This window comes from Candidatus Electronema sp. PJ (assembly GCF_048287395.1).
Classification (GTDB): Bacteria; Desulfobacterota; Desulfobulbia; order Desulfobulbales; family Desulfobulbaceae; genus Electronema.
The window spans coordinates 81088-102145 of record NZ_JBLWEO010000046.1; the positions used below are offsets into that span (position 1 = coordinate 81088).

Annotated in this window: 21 protein-coding genes and 1 pseudogene; 20 read left to right on the forward strand and 2 right to left on the reverse strand. The window is 56.0% G+C overall.

The genetic code is table 11. The annotated features are described in order from the left end of the window. Together ACNKIB_RS07540 and ACNKIB_RS07545 are read right to left on the reverse strand one after the other, a co-directional pair. Complete coding sequence (locus tag ACNKIB_RS07540; RefSeq protein ID WP_417909933.1) at window positions 1-786, reverse strand: ABC transporter ATP-binding protein; 786 nt, start codon at window positions 784-786, stop codon at window positions 1-3. A gap of 11 nt (window positions 787-797) precedes the next feature. Further along, entirely contained in the window at window positions 798-1574 is a 777-nt protein-coding gene (locus ACNKIB_RS07545) for an MlaE family ABC transporter permease (protein ID WP_417909963.1), read from the reverse strand. A gap of 563 nt (window positions 1575-2137) precedes the next feature. Here ACNKIB_RS07545 and ACNKIB_RS07550 point away from each other — a divergent pair. The 20 genes and pseudogenes from ACNKIB_RS07550 to rfbD form a co-directional block, all read left to right on the forward strand. Then, window positions 2138-2668, forward strand: a pseudogene (locus ACNKIB_RS07550) (2Fe-2S iron-sulfur cluster-binding protein); the annotation flags it as partial. After that, the gene (gene fdhF / locus ACNKIB_RS07555; protein WP_417909964.1) at window positions 2669-6259 is read left to right on the forward strand and encodes a formate dehydrogenase subunit alpha; all 3591 of its coding nucleotides are present in this window, start codon (window positions 2669-2671) and stop codon (window positions 6257-6259) included. It abuts the pseudogene before it with no gap. A gap of 15 nt (window positions 6260-6274) precedes the next feature. After that, complete coding sequence (locus tag ACNKIB_RS07560; RefSeq protein WP_417909934.1) at window positions 6275-6427, forward strand: hypothetical protein; 153 nt, start codon at window positions 6275-6277, stop codon at window positions 6425-6427. A gap of 18 nt (window positions 6428-6445) precedes the next feature. Further along, window positions 6446-6724: a hypothetical protein gene (locus ACNKIB_RS07565; protein WP_417909935.1), complete on the forward strand. Its 279-nt coding sequence runs from the start codon at window positions 6446-6448 to the stop codon at window positions 6722-6724. A 9-nt stretch (window positions 6725-6733) separates the two neighbouring features. After that, on the forward strand, window positions 6734-7747 hold the full coding sequence (locus tag ACNKIB_RS07570; RefSeq protein ID WP_417909936.1) for a hypothetical protein: 1014 nt from the start codon (window positions 6734-6736) through the stop codon (window positions 7745-7747). Window positions 7748-7756: 9 nt separating this feature from the next. Further along, window positions 7757-9016 carry a branched-chain amino acid ABC transporter permease gene (locus ACNKIB_RS07575; RefSeq protein ID WP_417909937.1) on the forward strand — a complete coding sequence of 420 codons (1260 nt, stop codon included), beginning with the start codon at window positions 7757-7759 and terminating at the stop codon, window positions 9014-9016. 15 nt (window positions 9017-9031) lie between these two features. Continuing rightward, a complete protein-coding gene (locus ACNKIB_RS07580) occupies window positions 9032-9259 on the forward strand; it encodes a hypothetical protein (RefSeq protein WP_417909938.1) in 228 nt (75 codons plus the stop codon). Further along, complete coding sequence (locus ACNKIB_RS07585; protein WP_417909939.1) at window positions 9256-9528, forward strand: type II toxin-antitoxin system YafQ family toxin; 273 nt, start codon at window positions 9256-9258, stop codon at window positions 9526-9528. Before ACNKIB_RS07580 ends, ACNKIB_RS07585 begins: the two co-directional genes overlap by 4 nt. Before the next feature lie 268 nt (window positions 9529-9796). Next, a complete protein-coding gene (locus ACNKIB_RS07590) occupies window positions 9797-10864 on the forward strand; it encodes a hypothetical protein (RefSeq protein ID WP_417909940.1) in 1068 nt (355 codons plus the stop codon). Window positions 10865-10866: 2 nt separating this feature from the next. Next, window positions 10867-11364: a type II toxin-antitoxin system VapC family toxin gene (locus ACNKIB_RS07595; protein WP_417909941.1), complete on the forward strand. Its 498-nt coding sequence runs from the start codon at window positions 10867-10869 to the stop codon at window positions 11362-11364. After that, on the forward strand, window positions 11345-11533 hold the full coding sequence (locus ACNKIB_RS07600; protein ID WP_417909942.1) for a hypothetical protein: 189 nt from the start codon (window positions 11345-11347) through the stop codon (window positions 11531-11533). The genes ACNKIB_RS07595 and ACNKIB_RS07600 overlap by 20 nt, the downstream gene beginning before the upstream one ends. 147 nt (window positions 11534-11680) lie before the next feature. Continuing rightward, window positions 11681-14527 carry an alpha-amylase family glycosyl hydrolase gene (locus ACNKIB_RS07605; RefSeq protein WP_417909943.1) on the forward strand — a complete coding sequence of 949 codons (2847 nt, stop codon included), beginning with the start codon at window positions 11681-11683 and terminating at the stop codon, window positions 14525-14527. A 110-nt stretch (window positions 14528-14637) separates the two neighbouring features. Next, window positions 14638-15654, forward strand: a complete 1017-nt coding sequence (locus ACNKIB_RS07610) for a catalase family protein (RefSeq protein ID WP_417909944.1) — start codon at window positions 14638-14640, stop codon at window positions 15652-15654. Further along, window positions 15654-16610, forward strand: a complete 957-nt coding sequence (locus ACNKIB_RS07615; protein WP_417909945.1) for a DNA cytosine methyltransferase — start codon at window positions 15654-15656, stop codon at window positions 16608-16610. Before ACNKIB_RS07610 ends, ACNKIB_RS07615 begins: the two co-directional genes overlap by 1 nt. An 8-nt stretch (window positions 16611-16618) precedes the next feature. After that, window positions 16619-17236 (forward strand): HNH endonuclease, encoded by a 618-nt coding sequence (locus ACNKIB_RS07620; protein ID WP_417909946.1) that lies wholly within the window; start codon window positions 16619-16621, stop codon window positions 17234-17236. Beyond that, on the forward strand, window positions 17233-18006 hold the full coding sequence (locus ACNKIB_RS07625) for an ABC transporter ATP-binding protein (protein WP_417909947.1): 774 nt from the start codon (window positions 17233-17235) through the stop codon (window positions 18004-18006). The genes ACNKIB_RS07620 and ACNKIB_RS07625 overlap by 4 nt, the downstream gene beginning before the upstream one ends. Further along, complete coding sequence (locus ACNKIB_RS07630) at window positions 18006-18719, forward strand: ABC transporter ATP-binding protein (RefSeq protein WP_417909948.1); 714 nt, start codon at window positions 18006-18008, stop codon at window positions 18717-18719. Before ACNKIB_RS07625 ends, ACNKIB_RS07630 begins: the two co-directional genes overlap by 1 nt. A 78-nt stretch (window positions 18720-18797) precedes the next feature. Further along, window positions 18798-19052: a hypothetical protein gene (locus tag ACNKIB_RS07635; protein WP_417909949.1), complete on the forward strand. Its 255-nt coding sequence runs from the start codon at window positions 18798-18800 to the stop codon at window positions 19050-19052. A 243-nt stretch (window positions 19053-19295) separates the two neighbouring features. Continuing rightward, complete coding sequence (gene rfbA, locus ACNKIB_RS07640) at window positions 19296-20177, forward strand: glucose-1-phosphate thymidylyltransferase RfbA (RefSeq protein WP_417909950.1); 882 nt, start codon at window positions 19296-19298, stop codon at window positions 20175-20177. Further along, window positions 20174-21055 (forward strand): dTDP-4-dehydrorhamnose reductase, encoded by an 882-nt coding sequence (rfbD, locus tag ACNKIB_RS07645; RefSeq protein ID WP_417909951.1) that lies wholly within the window; start codon window positions 20174-20176, stop codon window positions 21053-21055. Before rfbA ends, rfbD begins: the two co-directional genes overlap by 4 nt. Window positions 21056-21058 lie beyond the last annotated feature (3 nt).

Below are 21058 nucleotides of genomic sequence, written 5' to 3' on the forward strand. Positions count from 1 at the left end.
TCAGGCCGCAGGAAGGGAGAGGCCCATCGTCTTCTCGGCAAACTCACGGATATGCACCTTATTGGAAGTGATGATCTGACTGGCTTGGGCAAAGACATCTGCTTCCCCTTTGTTGATCAGGACAATCTGATCAGCCAGTTCAAAGACTTTAGGGATGTCATGGCTGACTATCACAGCTGTGTAGCCCAGTTGCTTTTGCATCCGCTCAAAGAGGTGATAGATTTCCAAGGTCATCAGCGGATCGAGTCCTGTAGTCGGCTCATCAAAGAGCACAATCTCTGGCTCAAGCTGGAGGGCGCGGGCCAGCCCTACTCGTTTCTTCATCCCACCACTGAGTTGAGCAGGATATTTTTCTTCATGACCAGACAGCTCCAAGGTTTCTAAGGTGGCCAGTACCTTAGCCCTAATTTCCGTCTCCTTCAGCTGCGTACGCTCGCGGAGCGGCAAGGCTATATTCTCAAACACAGATAAGGAGTCGAATAGGGCTGCCCCTTGGAAGAGTACACCGAACTTGGTCCGTAATTGCCGGAGCTGTCGCTGTCCCATCCGCACGACATCCTCACCATCCACCAAGATCTGGCCGCTGTCTGGTTTAAGGAGGCCAAGGATGAGCTTGAGGGTCACGCTCTTCCCCTGACCGCTACCCCCCGCAATTACTGTGGTCTTGCCTTTAGGGATAGCCCAGCTCACTGCATTCAATACCCGTTGCTGGCGGTCGCTAAAGGTCTTCGTCACCTGGATGAACTCAATAGCGGTCTGGCCTAGGGAAGCTGTACTATACGTCATTCCTCTTTCCATTACAACAGCACAGCTGTGAGCAAGTAATCAAAGATCAAGACAGAGATGGAAGACAAGACCACTGCTTGTGTCGTTACCTTACTGACACTCTCTGCACCAAAGCCTGCACCCCGAATGCGATGGACAAAGTATCCTCGTCCTGTACTGATCCAGACGACAAGCAAGGCAAAGACGAATGATTTGATCACACCTAAACGAATTTCATGATTCGTGATACTGACCATCATACTGTTCATATACGAGCCTGCATTCGCCCCCATCAGTTGGACTCCAGCGACATAGCCACCGTAAATCCCAACCACGTCGAACAGCGCAGTCAGTAGTGGCACAGAAAGGATGGTCGCCAGTAGCTTTGGGGAAATCAGGTAGCGAAAGGGGTCCACTGCCATACACTCCAGTGCGTCTATCTGCTCACTCATCCGCATGATACCTATTTCCGCGCACATCGCAGAACCAGCTCGGCCTGCAACCATCAGGGCAGTGAGAATCGGCCCCAATTCCATAATCAGGGTTAAAGAGACTGCCGAACCCAGCATTCCCTCTGCTCCAAACTTCTTCAGCGTGTATGAGCCTTGCAACCCCAGAACCATCCCCGAAGAAAGGGCCGTGAAGAAGATAACTGCGACAGAACCGGCTCCGATAAAGCTGAGTTGTCGCAACAGCTCTCGACCGCGAAAGGGTCTGCGGAACAAACCGGCCACGGTGGAGAGTAGGAACAGTCCCATCGTGCCCATATCAGCCAGCAGGGCAAGGCACTGGTCGCCGAGATGAAACAAGGGTTTGGCCCAAGCGGTGATTGTCGTGTTCTGCAACAGGGTCTCTGGGTTGATGAAAGAAAAGGTGGTAGTTTGCAGTCAGGGCAATTTACCACAACAGAGAAAAATTGCATGAATATTTTGCAGGGAAGAGGAGTGCAACCGCAGTTAGCCTGCTTCCCTGGCCGCTATGGTAGCATAACGCTGGTTTGTCTGCCAACGGCAAGAGCAAGGCAGAGTCACAGGGATACTCGTCGAAAGACAAAAACCATTAGGATGGTACCGGAGAAACTATTAGGATGGTATTGGGGGAACTATTAGGATAGTACCAAAAAACCATTAGAATGGTACAGGTGAACCCATTAGGATAGTATGGTCGAACCCATTAGGATGGTTTTTCCACGGCTATAAGAAGAGCTGTGCGTATGGATTTCTTGTTGCCGCTAGATCAGGCTGGCAACCCAGGTCTCTTACCTCTGCTGCTCGCGGGCCAGGATTGACATCAATCGGAAAATTTGGTAGATAAGAGTGGCAATAAGTATCCTTTTCACTCCCTCCCTGATCCTTTACCAGACATCAATCGCATGAAGAAAATCAGTTTGACCATTGATGCCGTTCAGGTATCTGCCGCACCGGGCATGACTATTCTCGAAGCCGCCCGTCAGGCAGGCATTACCATTCCTACCCTCTGTCATCTTACTGCGCAAAAGCCAGAGCACGGCCATTGCGGTATCTGTGCTGTGACCTGCGCAAGCCAAGGGCTGGTGTACGCCTGTTCTACGCCTGTAAGCGAAGGAATGGTCATTGCCACAGAGAGCGAAGAGGTAAAAGAGCACCGCCGCCAACGGCTGGCCATTTTAGCAGAGACCCATTTTGGTGATTGCAAGGCACCCTGTAATCTTACCTGCCCAGGCCAGATTAATGTCCAGGGCTATATTGGCCATGTTGCCAAAGGCCAATACGAAGAGGCGGTGCGTTTAGTTATGGAGCGCAATCCGCTGCCTTTTTCTGTAGGCAGACTGTGCCGACGCTTTTGCGAGAGCCGCTGCCGTCGGGTATTAATGGATGCACCTATTGCCATTAATCACCTCAAGCGCTTCGTTGCCGACTGGTGCATGAAGCATAATGCGGATCTCAAGATACCCAAGCAGCCAGAGACCGGCAAACGAGTAGCCGTGGTTGGTGGTGGCCCAGCTGGTCTGACTGCCGCCTTCTACTTGGCGAAGAACGGCCATGCGGTGACCATCTATGAAGCTGAGGAGCAACTCGGTGGCCTGCTGCGCTATGGGGTGCCTGAATACAAAGTACCTAAGCAGGTGCTGGATTATGAGATTGCCAATATCCTCAAACTGGGGATTGAGGTGCGGACAGGTCAGCGTTTGGGGAAAGATCTTCCCTTGGCTACACTGAAGAACCAGTACGATGCAGTGTTGCTGACCATTGGTGCAGGCTTGGATCAGCCTTTGGCAATTCCTGGGGCAGATTTACACGGGGTGCTGCCTGGTCTCTATTTCCTGCGCCGCTTCAATGCCGGGAAGACCGCAGACCTTCAGGGTAAGACAGCAGCGGTGCTTGGCGGTAGTAATATCGCTATAGAGAGTGCCCGGTGCCTGCGACGGCTTGGTTATACTCGGGTGACAGTGATCAACCCGAAAACAGAGTTGGCAGAACTGGCAGCAACGCCAGCTGCCCTGCGGGAAGCAGAGGCCGAGCAGGTGCAGTTCCTGTTCATGGCTGAAGCCAAGACGATCAAGGCCGAGCATGGGCTACTCGCGTTAGAATTGAACCGCTTGCGCTTAGGTGCGCCTGATCAACGAGGAAGGCAACAGATAGTCCCATGCGAGCCACCCGCAACGAATATCCTGCATGTGGACACAGTAGTGTATGCGCTGGGGCAGCTTGCCTGTGCCGATGGCTTGGTCGCTGATACGGCTCTGGAATTGACAGCACAAGAGCTGATCAAGCAGGATAGCCGTAGCGGCCTAACCAATATAGACAAGGTCTATACTGCGGGTGAGGCTAGCAATGGCTCGAAGGCTCTGATTCAGGTGGTTAGTTCAGCCAGGAAGGTGGCAGAGACCATCCATACTACCTTGACAGGAGCAAGCAAGGCACCAGCAGAACTGCGCTTCAACTTCACCAGAGGCAAGGCTTTTGCTGATGTCAACCTAAGTACCTTTACTGGTCTGGCTGTAGAAATGCGGGCTAAGATGCCTGAGCGTCCCTTTCAGGAAGCTGTACAGGACAAGGAACCAATCCGCCTTGGCTTAGATGAGGAGTCAGCTCGCCGTGAGGCAAAGCGTTGCCTTTCTTGCGGCTGTCTCGCCTATGACCGCTGCGACTTCAAGCAGCTCTGCCTAGATAATAGCATTGATCCGAATAAGGTCTGTCAAGCCAGTGCGCCACGCTACAGCAAAGACAGCTCGCACGCTATGCTGGAGGTGGATCTCAACAAGTGCGTCTATTGCCGCCGCTGCGCTAACGCCTGCGAGTATAATGCCCTTGACCTGACCTGTGCTTCTACGGATGCCCAGGGCCGGGCAGTAGATATCTCGTTGCGCTTCAATGACAACTGCGTCCACTGCGGCAACTGTGCTGACCACTGCTCCACTGGCAGTCTGCGTAAGAAAGATCTCCTCGTCCCAGTAACTGAGGAAGCAGTACGACAGGTGCGCACCACTTGCCCTTACTGTGGGGCTGGTTGCCAGATGCTACTGAAGGTGAAGGGTAACACGATCATGGAGGTGAACTCTGAACCAGACCTAGCACCTAACTACGGGGCACTCTGTGTCAAAGGTCGGTTTGCCTTCAACTTTGTCCACAGTCGGGAGCGGCTGACTTCTCCGTTGATCCGTCGGAATGGAGTACTTCAGGAGGCTACATGGGACGAAGCATACAGCTTCATTGCCAACAAGCTCACTGCCATTAAGGAACAGCATGGGCCAGATAGCGTGGCAGGCTTTTCCTGTGCCAGAGCGACTAATGAAGAGAACTTCCTGATGCAGAAGTTCATGCGCACCGTGATCGGGACGAACAATATAGATCATTGTGCAAGGCTCTGACACGCGCCAACCGTGGCCAGTTTGGCCATCACCTTTGGTTCCGGCGCAATGACCAACTCCATTGCTGATGCTGTGCATGATAAGACAGACCTCTTCTTGATGATCGGCAGCAACCCAGATACCAGTCACCCAACTATAGGTCTGCGGATTCATCAGGCAGTAGCTCGCGGTGCCAAATTAGTTGTGGTTGACCCGAGAAAGACCCAGTTAGCCGAACTGGCTGATCTCTGGCTCAGGATTATCCCTGGCACAGATGTGGCTTTACTGAATGGCCTGATGCACATTATCCTCAAAGAGGATCTCTGGGACAAGCAGTTCGTGGCAGAACGGACTGAGGACTTCGATGAACTGCAAGCAACCATTGCCAAGTATCCACCTGAGTTAGTCAGCCAGATTACTGGTCTCTCTGTGGCGCAGCTGGAACAAGCTGCCCGGATGTATGCAGGTCCAGGCCGCCATGCTATCTATCATGGCATGGGTATCACCCACTACACAACTGGCACCGACCGAGTTAAGGCTATTGCGAATCTGGCGATGCTCTGTGGCAAGGTAGGCGTGGAAGGAGGTGGCTGTAATCCGCTCCGTGGCCAGAACAATGTCCAGGGTGCTTGTGACATGGGTGCGCTCTTTAATACCCTGCCAGGCTATGGTGGCTTGAGCAATGACGAGCTGTTCGACCGCTATGAGCAACGCTGGGGCGTAAAGCTCCCTCGTAAGCCAGGCAAGCCAGCGACAGAGGTCTGGGATAACATCATGAAGGGCGAGATCCGCGCTCTGTATGTCTTTGGTGAGGATCCGGCGATTGCGGATGCCAATATTGGTCATGTCCATCACGCCTTAAAGGAACTGGACTTGCTCATTGTCCAGGATATCTTTCTCACAGATACAGCAAAGGAAGCTGATGTAGTGCTGCCAGCCGCTTGTTTTGCCGAAAAGGATGGTACCTTCACCTGCACGGAACGTCGCGTGCAACGAGTACGCAAGGCCGTAGAGCCGCCTGGCCAAGCCAAACCTGACTGGCTCATCTTCACGGAGCTGGCTGCCCAGATGGGCTATAAGATGGATTACCAGAAGGCAGAGGATATCTTTACTGAAGTCTGTGAACTGCTGCCGCAGTATCATGGTCTCAGCTATAGCCGCTTGGAAAAGGGAGGCCTGCAATGGCCAGTGCCTGACCAGCAGCATCCCGGCACTCCAGTCCTACATACCAAGAGCTTTACGCGGGGCAAAGGGCTGTTTGTCCCAGAAGACTACTTGGCCCCCAAGGAACCCACCGATGCTGAGTACCCGCTGCTCTTTACCACAGGCCGCCATTATGCTCGCTACAACTTCAGCAGCATGACAGGCAAGACCGTGGAGATAGACGACATCGCGCCTGAAGCCTTAGCAGAAGTCAACCCGGTAGATGCGGCCCAACTGGGGATGCAGGAAGGCGATATGCTCCGTCTGACATCGCGGCGAGGCTCTGTGCTGATCAAAGCAACCATCACCGAACGCAGCCAGCAAGGTACGATCTTCACCACCTACAACTACGCAGACACCCCGGTCAACTTCCTCACTCTGGATGCCTTAGACCGCCTGTCCAGAACGCCGGAGTACAAGCTCTGTGCGATTAAGGCGGAGGTGGTGCGGGAGGAACACTGAGCTGAGTAGCTCCTGATGGTGTACGCAGTAATTTTGTTGCCGTATTTTTTGCATCACCCTGAGTTAAGGCTCCTTTCTTGCTCGCTTACAAAGGAGTTGTACTTGGCAAGAAAGGAGTTCTGCCGACTTGGAAAGGAGTTGTACTCGGTAGAAGAGGAGTCCGGCTGAGTTGCCAAGGAGTTTTGCTTGGTAGAAAAGGAGTCTGGCCGAGTACCAAAGGAGTTCAACCAAGCCGCAGAGGAGTTCTGCCGACTCCAACTCCTTTGCAAATCGGCCAGACTCCTTTGTGGCTTAACAGGAAAGGAGTTTGGCCAAGCCGAACTCCTTTCTGGCCGAGCCAAACTCCTGGGCAAACGAGTAGGAATCTTCCCTGGCGTATGCTATATTGCGGCAGAAGCACGCAATAATCAGTCACGGTCATGCGGCTTTTTTGGCATGACTCACAGCACGCAGTTCAGGCTCTAAGGAGAACAGATGAACAAGACAGCATTGTTTCTCAGCATCATTGCAAGTTTGTCCGCAGGCTGCGTAATAGCGCAGCAGCAAAACAGCCAAGATGCCATGCGCTTCATTGCCATTGGCGACACACCCTATTCGGAAAAAGAACAGCTGCGGCTTCAGCAGGAGATTACCCCGGCTATCAAAGCGGCGGGCGTTCCCTTTGTCGTGCATTATGGCGACATCAAAGGCGGCAGCGAAACCTGCGCTAAAGAGCTGCTCACGCGGCGGCGGGACGAGGTTTTGAACCTGCTGCCGGGCCGGGTCTTTTACACGCCGGGAGACAACGAATGGACAGACTGCGACCGCACCACCTTGCAGCAGCCGGTCTCCGAGCTGGCCAGCCTTGATCTGCTCCGGCAGCTCTTTTTCGCCCAGCCGATGAATCTGCCGGAAAGCTGGCAGTATGCCAGGCAGCCCAATTTCCCGGAGAACGCTCGCTGGATGCAGGACGGCGTGATGTTCATCACCGTGCATCTGGTCGCCACCAATAATGGCCGCCGCGAGATACTTCGGGATGACGCTGAGGCCGCTTTGGCCTTGGTTGAGGCGCGGGATCAGGCCAACCGGGTCTGGATGCAGGAGTCGTTTGACGCGGCCTTGAAGGCTGACGCCAAGGCGATGGTGCTTGTGACGCAGGCAGATGTGACTGCGCAGGAGGCAGGCGGCCCTTGCACTGGCGTGAACCGCATGAACTGCGATGCCTTTTTGAGTTTCCGTGACAACCTGCGCCTGAACGCCCGCAACTTCGCCAAGCGGGGCGAGGCCCGCAGGCCGGTGCTGCTGGTGCATGGCGATACCAATCCCTATTGCATGGACAAGGACTTCGGCGGGCAGCAGGCTCCGAATCTGTGGCGGTTGAACGCTTGGGGCGATTATCAGGATCCGGCGGATGCGACCGTGATCACGGTGCAGCCCGACAACCGGCAGCAGCCTTTTGCCGCCCAGACTTTGCTGGGGTATCAGGCCCCGGCGGATAGATGTGAATAACGTTTTAATATGCAACCACTCCGCAAACTACTGAACCTCTTCGCCCCCATCCCGCTCTCCGGCTGGCTGCTTGGTGCCTTTGCAGCAGTGGTGCTGGAATACTACCTCGGCGATGCGATTTCCTATTACCTCTATCTGCCCAAGATACCAGTGCTCTTCGGCACGCTGGTGGTGCTGAAAAGCCCGCAGCTTATTCCCAGCATAATCGGCTACGACCTGCTGATTTACCTCCTGCCGACCCTGCTACTTGCCTGGCTTTCCGCGCCCTTGACCAACCGTGTAGCCGCTGGGCTGGAGAAGCTGCCAACCTGGCTGGCCACTCTGCTGCATCTTGCCGCCTTCTACGGCATCCTGCACCTCTGGGCAGGCATTAGTGATTACCGGGTGCTGGTAGTCAAGCTGATCCTCATCTCGATCATCCTTACCCTCAGCCTCAACATCATCAATGGCTGGCAGGGCGAGTTCTCTTGCTCGCATCCGGGCTTCATGGCCCTGGGCGCATACACTTCCTCCTTCCTGACCCTGCGCCTCTTTGCCAACGACAAACTCTTTGGCCCGGCTGTGCTTGACCCGGCCCTTGGCCCCTGGCTCTTCCCGCTGATTCTCATCGTCGGCGGAGCCGCTGCCGCGCTTGGCTCGCTGATTGTCGCCATCCCCTCCTTCCGCACCCGTGGCGACTACCTGGCCGTGATCTCGCTGGCCTTCATGTTCATGGTCAAGAGCGCGATTGAGAACATGGAGTTCTTGGGCGGGCCGCGCGGCCTGAGCAGTCAGCCCGACTACTCCTCCCTGCCGGTGATCTTTGTCTGGACAAGCCTCTGCATCTGGACAGTGCATAACTTCACCACCTCCATCCGGGGCAAGGCTCTCAATGCAGTGCGCGACAACGAGGCCGCAGCCAGCTCCATGACTGTCAACACCCGTAAGACCAAGATGACCGCCTTCATGTTCGGAGCCTTCTGGGCAGGCGTGGCAGGCGGCCTCTTCGCGCACGTCCTCCGCTACATCAATCCCGGCAGCTTCGGCATTCAGAACCTGGCTGAGATGCTGGCGATGGTCTATTTCGGCGGCCTCAACTCCATCGCCGGGTCCATTCTCGGCGCGGTCAGCATCAGCGTTCTCAGCGAGGCTCTCAAACCGCTGGAGCTGTTCAAGTGGATCATCATTCCCCTGATGCTGATTCTGATCATGATCTACCGCCCGCACGGCCTGATTGCCTTCACAGAGCTGAATGTGCGGCGGCTGATGCGGGCGAGGCAGATTAAATAACCCAAGAGGGACAACATGAAATCAACGAGCACGATCAGTGCGCCTGAAGCCTTTTACCGCCTCTTTCAGGCATTGCCTGCTAAAGAGCGCTTTGCTGCTGCCCGGTATATCTTGGAAGACGAGCAGGTGCGTCATCACTTCAAGATACCGAATGAGGTGACGCTAGCGGCGTTTGCGGAGGACAAGCACGACATGCCTGTGTTTACCTCAATGGATGCGCTGGGCAAGGATTTGCTGCAATGAAATACGCTGTCCGACCTTCCGCGCAGTTCAAGAAGGATGTCAAACAACTGCAACGCGGCGGCAAGGATATGGAGAAGCTGCTTCTGGTCATCAGCAAACTGGCCGAGGGCGAGACGCTGCCGAAGAAATATTGCGATCATCTCTTGAAAGGCGGCTTCAAAGGCAAGCGCGACTGTCATATTGAAGATGACTGGCTTCTGATCTACGCCATTGAAGACAACGAGCTGATTCTCTATCGAACCGGAACGCATTCACAGCTTTTCCGGTAAAGTCCGCAGCAGCTGATAACCACCCGTACCAGCCCTTCGGGAAAATCTCGATGCACGCATGCAATCCATTCGCAAGCCTGCATGCGATTCCTTCGCAAGCAGGCTTGCGATCTCCCCGTAAGCGTGCTTGCGGTTTATCTCGAAGCCTGCTTCCACTGTCCGTGCATTTGTTATTGACAAAGGCTCCTCGCATTTCTACCATGTCTGATTGAAGTTATTTTTCAAATAAGCCCCAAGCCGTTAAACCTTTCAGCACGGAGAAACAATCATGGCTATACAATGGCGGCCTGAACTCAATGCCCTGACTAATCCACCGTCCTACCGGGCGCGGGTCATCCCGAAAGACAGCTTTGGCTACAAGAGACTGGCAGAGCGCATCGTCCAGAAAAACCCGGTGTGCAGTGTAGAGCAGGCCGAGGCTGTGCTGCGGCTGCGCGATGAGGAGATTAAAGAGATTCTGCTGGAAGGCTCACAGGTTTCTTTGGAAAATTCCTTCACCTATCATCTTTCTATCACTGGCCGCATGGACGCGCCTGACGATCCATTGCCGCCGGACAGCACGGTCAATGTCCAAGTGTACGCAGTGCGGCCTTATGTTGAAACGATGCGCCCGGTCGTGAAGCTGGAACGGTTGCCACCTGAGCAGAAGGTGCCATTCATTGCTGGTGCTGAGGACACCGTGCTCGACCTGAAGGATGTGCTCAATCCCGCTGGCGCGCTGCGCCTGACTGGGACGGACATGCTCTTTGACCCCAAGACTGGCAGTGGCGAATGCGTCATCGAAGGCACCCGCGCTGGCCGGGCCGTGCAGAGCCGCTTCGCCATGATCAGCAATAGCATGATGTTAGTGGTGCCTGAGATTCCAATTCAACCCGATCATTGGAACAATGAGTACCGGGTCTCGGTCTCGACCCGCTACACAGCGCACGGTACCCTGCGCACTGGTGCGTATCAACGCCTGCTGCGCACGCCGTTGGCAGTCAACTTGATTGCTGGCAGTGGCATCCTGAGCGGGGCCGAGACCAGCCCGCTGGTTGGCGTGACTGGTGGTCAGTTCAAAGGGGCAGCAACTAGCGCACGAGTGCGGATTCAGGCCGCGCTCAATGCCCAGGACGGCAAGCTGCGGCTCAGTCTTTTAGACATGAGCGAAGGCGGCGCAGCAGGCGATGGGGTGCAGGTAACGGAGAACGGCGTATATACTCTGCTCGGCTATGCTGATTCTGCGCTGGCCAGCCTTGAGGTGATGGTGGAGAATTACACCGCCTTGATCAATAAGGTCAGGGATGAATACACGAGCCGGATGGTGGACATATTGGATGTGAGCAGCGGGACCTGAACATGAAGAAACCTAAAGTGTATATAGAGACAACAGTGGTCAGTTATCTCACTGCCAAGCCATCTCGTGATATAGTGATTGCAGGCAATCAGCAGATAACCCGTGAATGGTGGCATACTGCTGCGGAAAGGTTTGATCTGGTTGCTTCAGAACTTGTCCTGCTTGAAGCCGCTTCAGGCGATGCTGATGCTGCCCGTGAACGCCTTGCCGCGCTTGCATCCGCAACGCTTCTTGATGCGTCTGAGGAAGCAGAGGATTTGGCAAGAATTCTGATCGCATCCGGCGCAATCCCCAGCAAGGCGGCTGAGGACGCAGGTCATGTTTCGATTGCCGTCACCAACGGCGTTGAGTATTTAGCAACTTGGAATTGTCGGCATATCGCCAATGCGACGATGCGTTCAAGAATTGAGGAAGTCTGCCGGAAGGCAGGATATGAACCAACCATCATTTGCACACCCGCCGAACTCATGGAGCCTGAAGATGAAGACGACAACCATTGATCCGATTGTGGATGAAGTGCGCAAGGCGCGTCATGATCACGCGGCGCAGTTCGGCTATGACATCAAAGCTATATTCCGCAGCATCAGGGCGCAGCAGCAGTCTTCCGGCCGCCAGTATGTGCGTTATCCTGCCCGGCGCGCGGCGGAGGCAGCTTCAGCCCGCTCATAGTTCACCGCCGCTGCTCCAGCTCTGGCTTGACCAAGCAGCGGCTGGCAGCACAGTTCGCGCCGAAGAGTCTCTGCATACAGGACGCGCGCGGACAGATGTCAATTCTTCGAGGCGCAGCTCGATCACCAAATCCACCAGGCAGCGCACATGCAGCTTCACACTTTGAATTGGACATGGAAGAACCGCGCCAAAGATTTCTTTAGCATTAAAGAGCGTCGTTTCCCTGATGACCTCTGGACTTGCGAAGGCGCGGCGCGGGTTGCCGCCGAAAATCCATTCGCAGTCAGCGGCAGGGAGAAGGTGACTGTCCATCTCATCACGGCAGGAAAATATCGGGAAGGGCAGCTGTATATCTGGACTCCGGGACGCGCGGGCCGCTTTGTCTCGTCAAGCAAGGAAGACGAGCATGGGCCGGTCTATGATGTTACGTTGAAAGAGCCGGAGCGCAATCTGTTCCTTTTCAAGTTCTTGGACAAGCATGGCACGTTTGAGCCTGATTACGCCAATCGCCTCTGGGTCGCGCAGGACGGCGAGGAGATATGGGCGCACAGTCAGGCCGCAGCTGTCAGCATTGCCGCGCCTGTCAAGAAACCGCTGATCGTCCATGTCCTCCAAACAGGCACCCAGGCACCGCCGCATCTGCATCTGTGGCAGAACGATTCTGATTTCGTCACCACCATCGAGGAAAGCGAGCCGTGCCAAGACGGCTGGGTGCGGTTCAGGCATGATATATACACCGGGCGCGAGTACTGCTTCATGCTGCGCAGCCCGGATCTGCCGGGCGAGTGGGAGAGCAAGGAGGCTGAACGGAACATCCTCTTGGATGCGGATGGTGGACATTGCACCTTTGCCGGCGACAGCGCCAGACGCAAACTGGGCAAGGAAGGTGTCTGGACATTGGAAGGAGATAACCAGCTGTTCGGCAGGCAGCCGTTTGCAGACAAAAAGATTTGCCTTGAGATTGCGGCTAAAGGCTCCGGCTGCACGCTGGAAACGCCCTTGTTCCTCGATGTCTGGATCAACAGAGCGCGCACGCAACTGCATACAGGCCTGACAGCCGATGCGGATGGGCACTACCGCTTCCAAACCTACCCGGAAGTGATCACATCATTCTCTTTCCGCTCTGACAACGCCGCCGAGCAGGTAGAACGTCACTTCGTCAAGGCAGCGGATGATGCAAGCGAGATGCATTGCTACGTGGTGCTTGATCGCGCAGATATTCTGCCAATGCAGCCTCCGGCTGATCTTTTCAGCAATCCTCCCTTCGACATCGAACGGCCAGGCGTGTGGGTTGCCGACGGCCATCTCCGCTTCGCTCTGCACTGCCCTAAGACCGCCTCGGTCGAAGTGGTGGGCGACTGGACCGGCTGGCAGGACTCGCCGCTGCCCATGCGCTCGACCCTCGACGGCACCTATTGGTGGGCGCAGGTGCCGGTCGCGGATATCACTGCCGCGCTTGGCGGCTCCTTTCATGGGGCACGCTACAAGTTCCGGCTCAATCAGGTGCGCTTGGTGCAAGATCCGGCTGCCGACTGGGTGGACAACTCAGATCTGAGCAGTGCCTCAAGGCTGGTGGATCATCAGGCGTTTGCTTGGCAGGCATCTGATTGGCAGCGGCCTGGCTGGGAATCTCTCAACATCTACCAGCTTCATCCATCGAGGTTCAGCAGCCGCGACGGGCAGCACGGTCTTGACGCTGTGACGCGCGAGATGACGGCTCCTGACGGCTATCTCCGCAAGGTCAAGGCGACAGCCGTGCTGCTGCTGCCCACCTGCGAGTTTGCCGGAGACTGCGGCTGGGGCTACAATCCTTCGTTCTTCTACTCAGTTGAGTCTGCCTATGGCGGCCCGGACGCGCTCAAGCGGCTGGTCGATGCCTGTCATCAGCAGGGCAAAGCGGTGCTGATGGATGTGATCTTCAACCATGCCTCGGCTTCGGACAACGTGCTGTGGAGTGTCGCCCCTGAGAGCTTCTTTGACGGCGACACGGACTGGGGGCCGATGATCAACTTCGACCATCCCCAGGTGCTGCACTTCTTTGAGCGCAACTTGACGCACTTCATGCAGAACTACAGGATCGACGGCTTCCGCTTTGATTTCACCCGCGTTGTCCGCTTCGGCAATCAGTGGATCGCCCATGTCAAGCAGCCAGGCTCCGGCGGCGGCTGGGGCTTCATGCAGCGGCTTCGCGAAGCGGTCCGTCAGGTTGACGGACGCTGCCTGATGATGGCCGAGAACTTGCCGAATGATTGGGATCTCACCTATAACAGCGGCCCGATGGACACGCAATGGTGCGATGATTTCCATGACCGCATGATTGATGCGTGCAGAGGCTGGGATATGATGAACCGCTTGGCGGATGCTGTGCAGATGACGCACACGGCCTGCACCCGCTGGCATGAGGCAACCAACTATGCCGAGAGTCACGACGAAGTGGGCAATGAGCCGAACCGCATCAGCTGTGTGGCTGGGCCTGGCCAAGGACTGAGGCGGAACAAGGTGGCGAACGCGGCAACGCTCCTGAGCCGGGGCATTCCGCTTTCCTTCATGGGCGCGGAAACGGGCGAGTGGCGGCAGTTTCACAAGGATGGTGAACAAGCGCTTGATCTCAACCATTATGAACAGGATGGCGCAGCCTGTTGCTTGCGGAACTGGTGGAACCGGCTCTCCGAGATACGCCGTGGCAATCCGCGTCTTGAGGGTCCCTCGCCGCTCCGGGTGAACTTCGCGCAGCAAGGGATGCTGGCCTTCACGCGCGGCGAGGCCAACGATCTGTTCATTCTCCTGAACTTCAGCGGCTGGTCTGGCTGGCGTTCGCTCGCGGAGCTTAACCTGCCCGATGGGGAGTACAAGGAGCTGCTGAATTCAACCTGGGGAGACTACCGGGTTGAGTGGGAAGACGAACACTCCAACGGCGGCTGGGATGCCCACATGCACCGTGGCGACTGGCTGAATATCCCCGATTACGGAGTCGTGATGCTGGAGAAACGTTGATTGGACGTGAAGAGAATGGGAGCAGCTCGTATGTGGCATCCGCAAAGGTGATCTTTGCGGAAGGTTGCACAACCTCAGCGCATCACCAACAAGGTGAAGGAAGAATATCTATGAATCCAGAATTGCTGCCAGACTATTCCACAGAAGGCGAAGAGCAGATCATCAAGGAAATGATCAAGCTGACCATTGGTCTGATGGAAGAATCGAAAGACGGCTGTCCGCTGCGTGTTCAGCACGCCAAGGCCACGGCCTGCGTCAGCGCAACCTTTGAGATTGCGCCGGATATTCCAGCCAATCTCCGCTATGGGGTGTTCAGCCAGCCAGGCCGGGTCTTTGAGGCCATTGTCCGCTTCTCCAATGCCCAAGGCACAATCACGCCCGATGGCGACCGAACCGCCAGAGGCTTGGCCATTAAGCTGCTCAATGTTCCTGGGCAGCGGGCAATGGCCAGCGACACGGACAACAGCCAGGATTTCCTCTTCGTGGATCATCCTGTCTTTCCCTTTCCGAACGCGGCAGAATACCGGGATGTGATCAAGCACAAGAGCGTGCCGCTGATCGGCGATCTCCTTGCCCTTGCCCATCTTCAGCTCTTTGAACCTGAGCAGCTCAAGATCATCAAGGAGATCAGAAAGAAGACTGTGACCAGCCCACTCAGCATCACTTACTGGAGCGGGGTGCCGTACTGGCTTGGCGATGCTGCCGCAACAGCAGGGCAGGCCGTGAAGTATTCCGCTGTTCCGCCTGTGCTTGCAGCAGGGCCTGCTGATCCAGAGGATTTGCCGCCAGACTACCTGAGAGAGGCCGTTGCCAAGCAGCTCGCTGCCAGCGAAGTTGTCTTTGACTTCAAGGTGCAGAAGCAGGGAGATGCGCTGAAGATGCCGATTGAGAATGCCTCGGTCTATTGGGACGAGCAGCAGTCAGTGCCGATTAAGGTAGCGACCTTGCGCATCAGCAGGCAGGCAGTCAACAGCAGCAGCGAACTGGAGCAGCGGTGCGAAGGCATGTCCTTCAACCCGTGGCACGCACTCAAGGAGCATCGTCCGCTGGGCAGCCTCAACCGGCTGCGCAAGGCAGTGTATGAGGCCAGCTTTGCCGAGCGTGAACGGCGGAAGAAGGCAGTGTAATGATGCTTACCTGTGTTGAAATCTGCGCAGGCGCGGGCGGGCAGGCCCTTGGCTTGGAACGGGCCGGGTTCGAGCCGCTGGCCTTGGTGGAGATTGACAGCCCATGCTGCAAAACGCTGCGGGCCAACCGTCCGCATTGGCAGGTGATTGAGGGCGATGTGAAAGAGTTCGACGGCAGGCCGTATCGCGGTGCTGATCTGCTGGCAGGCGGTGTGCCCTGTCCGCCGTTCTCCAAGGCGGGCAGGCAGCTTGGCAGCGATGACGAGCGCGACCTCTTCCCGGAAGCACTGCGGCTGGTGGAGGAAATCAGGCCCAAGGCGGTGATGCTGGAGAATGTGCGCGGCTTTTTAGATGCAGTCTTTGAGGACTACCGCCTGCGTTTGAAACGCCAGCTGGAGCGGATGGGCTACACTGCCGAATGGCGGCTGCTTAACGCCTCTGATTACGGTGTGTCGCAGCTCCGTCCGCGCGTGGTGATTGTCGCCCTGCGGAAAGATTTGTCTGCGGCGATGACATGGCCGCATCCTTGCGGCAGGCCGCCGCTGACGGTCGGCGAGCTGCTGCACGATCAGATGGCCAGCAACGGCTGGATTGGCGCAACGCAGTGGGCGAAGCAGGCGGACGACATTGCGCCGACCATCGTGGGCGGCTCAAAGAAGCACGGCGGCGCGGATTTGGGGCCGACACGGGCAAAGAAGGCCTGGGCGGCCTTGGGTGTTGACGGCAAGGGCGTGGCAGATGCCGCGCCGGAGCGGGAATTTGTCGGAATGCCGAGGCTGACCGTGCCGATGGTGGCAAGGATTCAAGGCTTTCCTGATGAATGGCAGTTTGTCGGCAAAAAGACTCCGGCCTACCGTCAGATTGGCAACGCCTTTCCGCCGCCGGTCGCTCATGCGGCGGCGGCGGCAGTCTGCCGGGCCTTGACGCAAAGAAAGATATTCGCTTTGGCGGCATGAGGGCTTGTATGGCAAAAGATGCAGGAGCACGGACAAAGCTGAGACAGCACTTTCTCGCCAATCTCGGCAGGGTGATGAACTCTGACGAACTGCGTGAAGTCGCAGGCGGCATCACAGAATGGGCAAGGCGGGTGCGGGAGCTGCGGACTGAGGAAGGCTATCAGATTCAAACTCATAATGACCGCAGTGACCTGAAGCCGGGGCAATATATCCTGACTGACCCAAAGCCGCAGCCTGCGTTTGAGCGGGCAATCTCCAAAGAAACCAGAGCCTTTGTGTTGGACAGAAACGGCTTCACCTGCCAGATGTGCGGCGCAGTGGCTGGCGAGCCGCATCCGTATGATCAGACGCGGAAGACCCGGCTGCATATCGGCCATATTGTTGACAAGTCGCAAGGCGGAACTGATGATCCTGCGAATCTCCGCGCTTTATGTTCCGTGTGCAATGAAGGCGCATCGAATCTCACGCTGGAACGGCCCTCGGCGCAGAAGCTGCTCATTCAAGTCAGACGGGCTAAGGGCGGCGATCAGGTGGAGCTGCTGAAATGGCTTATTCAGAAGTTCCCAAAGCAGGCTGAGGAACTGTTCAAAGAGGCGCATCACCGCTCCGCAGGAGATACGAAATGACTGCCCTGCTTGAAGTCAAGAACATGTCCCACTATTTCGGCGGCCTGCGGGCGGTCAACGGCTTCAATCTCCGCATTGAACCGGGCCAGATTCACGGACTGATCGGCCCGAACGGCGCAGGCAAGACCACAGTCTTCAACCTGATCACCGGGGTGCATGTGCCGACCGAAGGCGAGGTGCTGCTGGATGGCCGCAACATTCGCGGCATGGAGACGCACCGCATCGCCGCGCTCGGCATTGGCCGCACCTTTCAGAACCTGCTGCTCTGGCGGCACCTAAGTGTGCTCGATCACATCCGCATGGCCCATTATAGTCAGCTCCGCTACGGCATCTTCGGGGCTCTGTTCGCCACGCCCGCCTGCCGTCGTCAGGAGCAGGAGATTGAGGAGCAGTCGCGCCGCCTGCTGGAGACCTTTGATATCAGCCGCTTTGCTGATCAGCTGGTCGGCAGCCTGCCTTATGGTGCGCAGCGGCGGGTCGAGATGGCGCGGGCAATGGCTACTCGGCCCAAGGTGCTCTTTCTCGACGAACCCACCGCTGGCATGACCCCAGACGAGTTAGTGAGGATGATTGAGATTATCCGGCAGGTGCACCGCGAATTCGGCGTGGCGATTCTGCTGATTGAACACCGGATGAAATTTGTCATGGAGCTGTGCGACAGCGTGCAGGTCTTGGTCTTCGGCGAGGTGATCGCGGCTGGCCCGCCTACCGCCATCCAGAACAACCCGCAGGTGATTGAAGCCTATCTGGGCAAGGAGGACATTCACTGATGCAGCTCATTGTGGAGAATCTCTCCGTTTCCTACGGCAATATCCGCGCCTTGCACGGACTCAGCTTTCGGGTTGAGCAGGGCGAGATTGTCACTATCATCGGCGCAAACGGTGCAGGCAAGAGCACAGCTCTGCGGGCCATTTCGCGCATGATTCCAGCGGAACCGGGTTCGCGGCTGGAGTTCATGGGCGAGAACCTGCTGAAATACAAGACCGACAAGGTGGTGTCGCGGCTGGGTATCTCGCACGTGCCCGAAGGCCGGATGATCTTCGGCAACCTGACGGTGGCGGAGAATCTCAGCCTTGCTGCCTTTGCCCGCCAAGACAAGGCCGCAGTGGCCAAGGACGAGCAGTGGGTCTTCGATCTCTTTCCTCGTCTGCGCGAACGGCACGATCAGCTCGCCGGAACCATGAGCGGCGGCGAGCAGCAGATGCTCGCGGTAGGCCGGGCCTACATCAGCGGCAGGAAGATCATGCTGCTGGACGAGCCGTCAATGGGCCTGGCCCCACTGCTGATGCTCGACATGTTCGCTGCCTTAAAGGAAATCAACCGTCATGGCACCACTATCCTGCTGGTGGAGCAGAACGCCCGCCTCGCCCTCAAGTTTGCCCAGCGTGGCTACGTGTTGGAGAACGGCAGGTTAGTCCTAGAAGGCAAGGCGGCTGATCTGCTCAATAACCCGGAAGTAAAAAAAGCCTATCTCGGAGCCTAAACACTGCTGCGCTGGCGGTATTTTTCGCATCACCCTGAGTTAAGGCTCCTTTCTTGCTCGTTTGCAAAGCAGTTTGGCTTGGCAAGAGAGGAGTTCTGCCGACTTGCAAAGGAGTTGTACTCGGTAGAAGAGGAGTTTGGCCGAGTAGGAAAGGAGTTTGGCTCGGCCAGAAAGGAGTCTTGCCGACTTGGAAAGGAGTTTGAGTCGGCCAAACTCCTTTGCGGCTTAACAGGAAAGCAGTCTGGCCAAGCCGAACTCCTCTTTTGCCGACTCCAACTCCTTTCTTGCCGAGCCAAACTCCTTGGCAAACGAGCAGGACTCTTCCCTTACTGAGTTGCACAGCTCTTCTCCAAGGTGCGGAAGATGCCGCCAAAGAGAAGAGTGAAGCTCTTTCCGCCCTCACTTAAGCAGTGCCCGATATCTCACTTCTGCGAGAAAAATATCTCCTTTATTCAGCATATTCTTGACAAAGCAGGCCGCTCTTCTTACCATAAGATAACCCCTCGCTTTATTCAAGATAGACTTCTTTTCTGCCCGCAGGAGGCAACTGTTCATGCAGGCACTGGATCATAACTAATGAAAGGCATCCTCCTCGCAGGCGGTTCTGGTACCCGCCTTTATCCTCTGACGCAGGTGATCAGCAAGCAGCTGATTCCGGTCTATGATAAACCCATGATCTATTACCCGCTGTCTGTGCTGATGCTGGCGGGTATTCGTGATATTCTGCTTATTTCTACCCCTGAAGACTTGCCGCGTTTTACCCAGCTCTTTGGCGATGGCAGCCAGCTGGGCCTGCACATTTCCTATGCAGAACAGCCAAAACCCGAAGGCTTGGCCCAGGCCTTTCTGATTGGGAAACGCTTTATTGGCCGCTCGGCAGTGGCCCTGGTGCTTGGGGATAACATCTTTTTTGGCCCAGGTTTTCAAGAGATCGTGAAGCGGTGCAGCAAGCTCAAGCAAGGCGGGATTATCTTTGGTTATCTGGTGAAAGATCCAGAGCGCTATGGCGTGGTTGAATTTGATGCCGAGCGACGGGTAATTGGCATTGAGGAAAAGCCGTTAAAACCCAAATCCCGCTATGCGGTGCCGGGTCTTTATTTTTATGACAATAGCGTGGTCGAGATTGCCGCAAGCATTAAGCCGTCAGCGCGGGGCGAACTGGAGATCACAGATATTAATACCGCCTATCTTCAGCAAGGCAACTTGAAGGTGGAGTTGCTGGGCCGGGGCTTTTGCTGGTTAGATACGGGCACGCATGAATCCTTGCAACAAGCAGCGTGCTATGTGCAAGCGGTGCAGGATCGGCAGGGTCTAAAAATAGCCTGCTTAGAAGAGATTGCCTATCGCTTAGGTTACATTGATGCGGCACAGGTTGAACGTACTGCCAAGCCGATGTTAAAGAACCAGTACGGTCAATACCTCATGTCACTCATCCAGGAGGAGGGGACGCTGCGATGAAGTTGCTTATTACTGGGGCAGGTGGTCAGTTAGGACAAGATTGCGTTCGGCTCATGCTGGATCGACACGAGATCTGTGCGCTCACCTCCAAGCAGTTAGATGTCACTTTAGCCCAGCACGTGCAGCAGATGGTCCACGATATTGAACCTGATGTTGTGATTAACTGTGCTGCTTTTACTGCTGTTGATGCCTGTGAAAAAGAGCAGATAGGTTGTCTAGCTGTCAATGCCCAAGGGGCCGCCAACTTGGCCGAGGCCTGCGCAGACTTTGGCTGTCGCTTGCTGCATATCTCAACCGACTATGTTTTTGATGGCCAGAAGCCTGTGCCAGAACCGTATACAGAGGAAGATGTAGTTGCCCCAATCTCGATGTATGGCAAAAGCAAGCTGGCTGGTGAAGAGGAGATTGCGGCCAGGATGCAGAACTATCTTATCCTGCGCACAGCCTGGCTGTATGGGATTGGCGGCACGAACTTCCTCAAGACTATGCTCCGCTTGGCACTGGCTAATCCAAAGCGTACGATCAAGGTGGTCAATGATCAGTATGGCTCGTTGACCTGGACGCTGAGTTTAGCGCGTCAGATCGAGCGAGTCTTAGACTGCGGCTTGACCGGCATTGTTCATGCCACAGCAGAAGGACACAGTACCTGGTATGCAGGGGCAAAGTATTTCCTGGAAGCGATGCAGGTGCCGTTCTCGCTAGTGCCCTGCACCACCGCAGAGTATCCAACCCCAGCCAAGCGGCCTGCAAACTCCATCCTGGAAAATCGTCGCCTCAAGGAGCAAGGATGCAATGTGATGCGGCCTTGGCAGGAAGATATTGATACGTTTGTGGAGATGTATAAAGAAGAGTTACTGAATGAGGCACTCCACAGTTAATCA

Coding starts and splice junctions, on each gene's coding strand:
- ACNKIB_RS07540 (WP_417909933.1), bottom strand. CDS start 786: ATGACGTATAGTACAGCTTCCCTAGGCCAGACCGCTATTGAGTTCATC.
- ACNKIB_RS07560 (WP_417909934.1), top strand. CDS start 6,275: ATGGTGTACGCAGTAATTTTGTTGCCGTATTTTTTGCATCACCCTGAG.
- ACNKIB_RS07570 (WP_417909936.1), top strand. CDS start 6,734: ATGAACAAGACAGCATTGTTTCTCAGCATCATTGCAAGTTTGTCCGCA.
- ACNKIB_RS07575 (WP_417909937.1), top strand. CDS start 7,757: ATGCAACCACTCCGCAAACTACTGAACCTCTTCGCCCCCATCCCGCTC.
- ACNKIB_RS07580 (WP_417909938.1), top strand. CDS start 9,032: ATGAAATCAACGAGCACGATCAGTGCGCCTGAAGCCTTTTACCGCCTC.
- ACNKIB_RS07585 (WP_417909939.1), top strand. CDS start 9,256: ATGAAATACGCTGTCCGACCTTCCGCGCAGTTCAAGAAGGATGTCAAA.
- ACNKIB_RS07590 (WP_417909940.1), top strand. CDS start 9,797: ATGGCTATACAATGGCGGCCTGAACTCAATGCCCTGACTAATCCACCG.
- ACNKIB_RS07595 (WP_417909941.1), top strand. CDS start 10,867: ATGAAGAAACCTAAAGTGTATATAGAGACAACAGTGGTCAGTTATCTC.
- ACNKIB_RS07600 (WP_417909942.1), top strand. CDS start 11,345: ATGAAGACGACAACCATTGATCCGATTGTGGATGAAGTGCGCAAGGCG.
- ACNKIB_RS07605 (WP_417909943.1), top strand. CDS start 11,681: ATGCAGCTTCACACTTTGAATTGGACATGGAAGAACCGCGCCAAAGAT.
- ACNKIB_RS07610 (WP_417909944.1), top strand. CDS start 14,638: ATGAATCCAGAATTGCTGCCAGACTATTCCACAGAAGGCGAAGAGCAG.
- ACNKIB_RS07615 (WP_417909945.1), top strand. CDS start 15,654: ATGATGCTTACCTGTGTTGAAATCTGCGCAGGCGCGGGCGGGCAGGCC.
- ACNKIB_RS07620 (WP_417909946.1), top strand. CDS start 16,619: ATGGCAAAAGATGCAGGAGCACGGACAAAGCTGAGACAGCACTTTCTC.
- ACNKIB_RS07625 (WP_417909947.1), top strand. CDS start 17,233: ATGACTGCCCTGCTTGAAGTCAAGAACATGTCCCACTATTTCGGCGGC.
- ACNKIB_RS07630 (WP_417909948.1), top strand. CDS start 18,006: ATGCAGCTCATTGTGGAGAATCTCTCCGTTTCCTACGGCAATATCCGC.
- rfbA (WP_417909950.1), top strand. CDS start 19,296: ATGAAAGGCATCCTCCTCGCAGGCGGTTCTGGTACCCGCCTTTATCCT.
- rfbD (WP_417909951.1), top strand. CDS start 20,174: ATGAAGTTGCTTATTACTGGGGCAGGTGGTCAGTTAGGACAAGATTGC.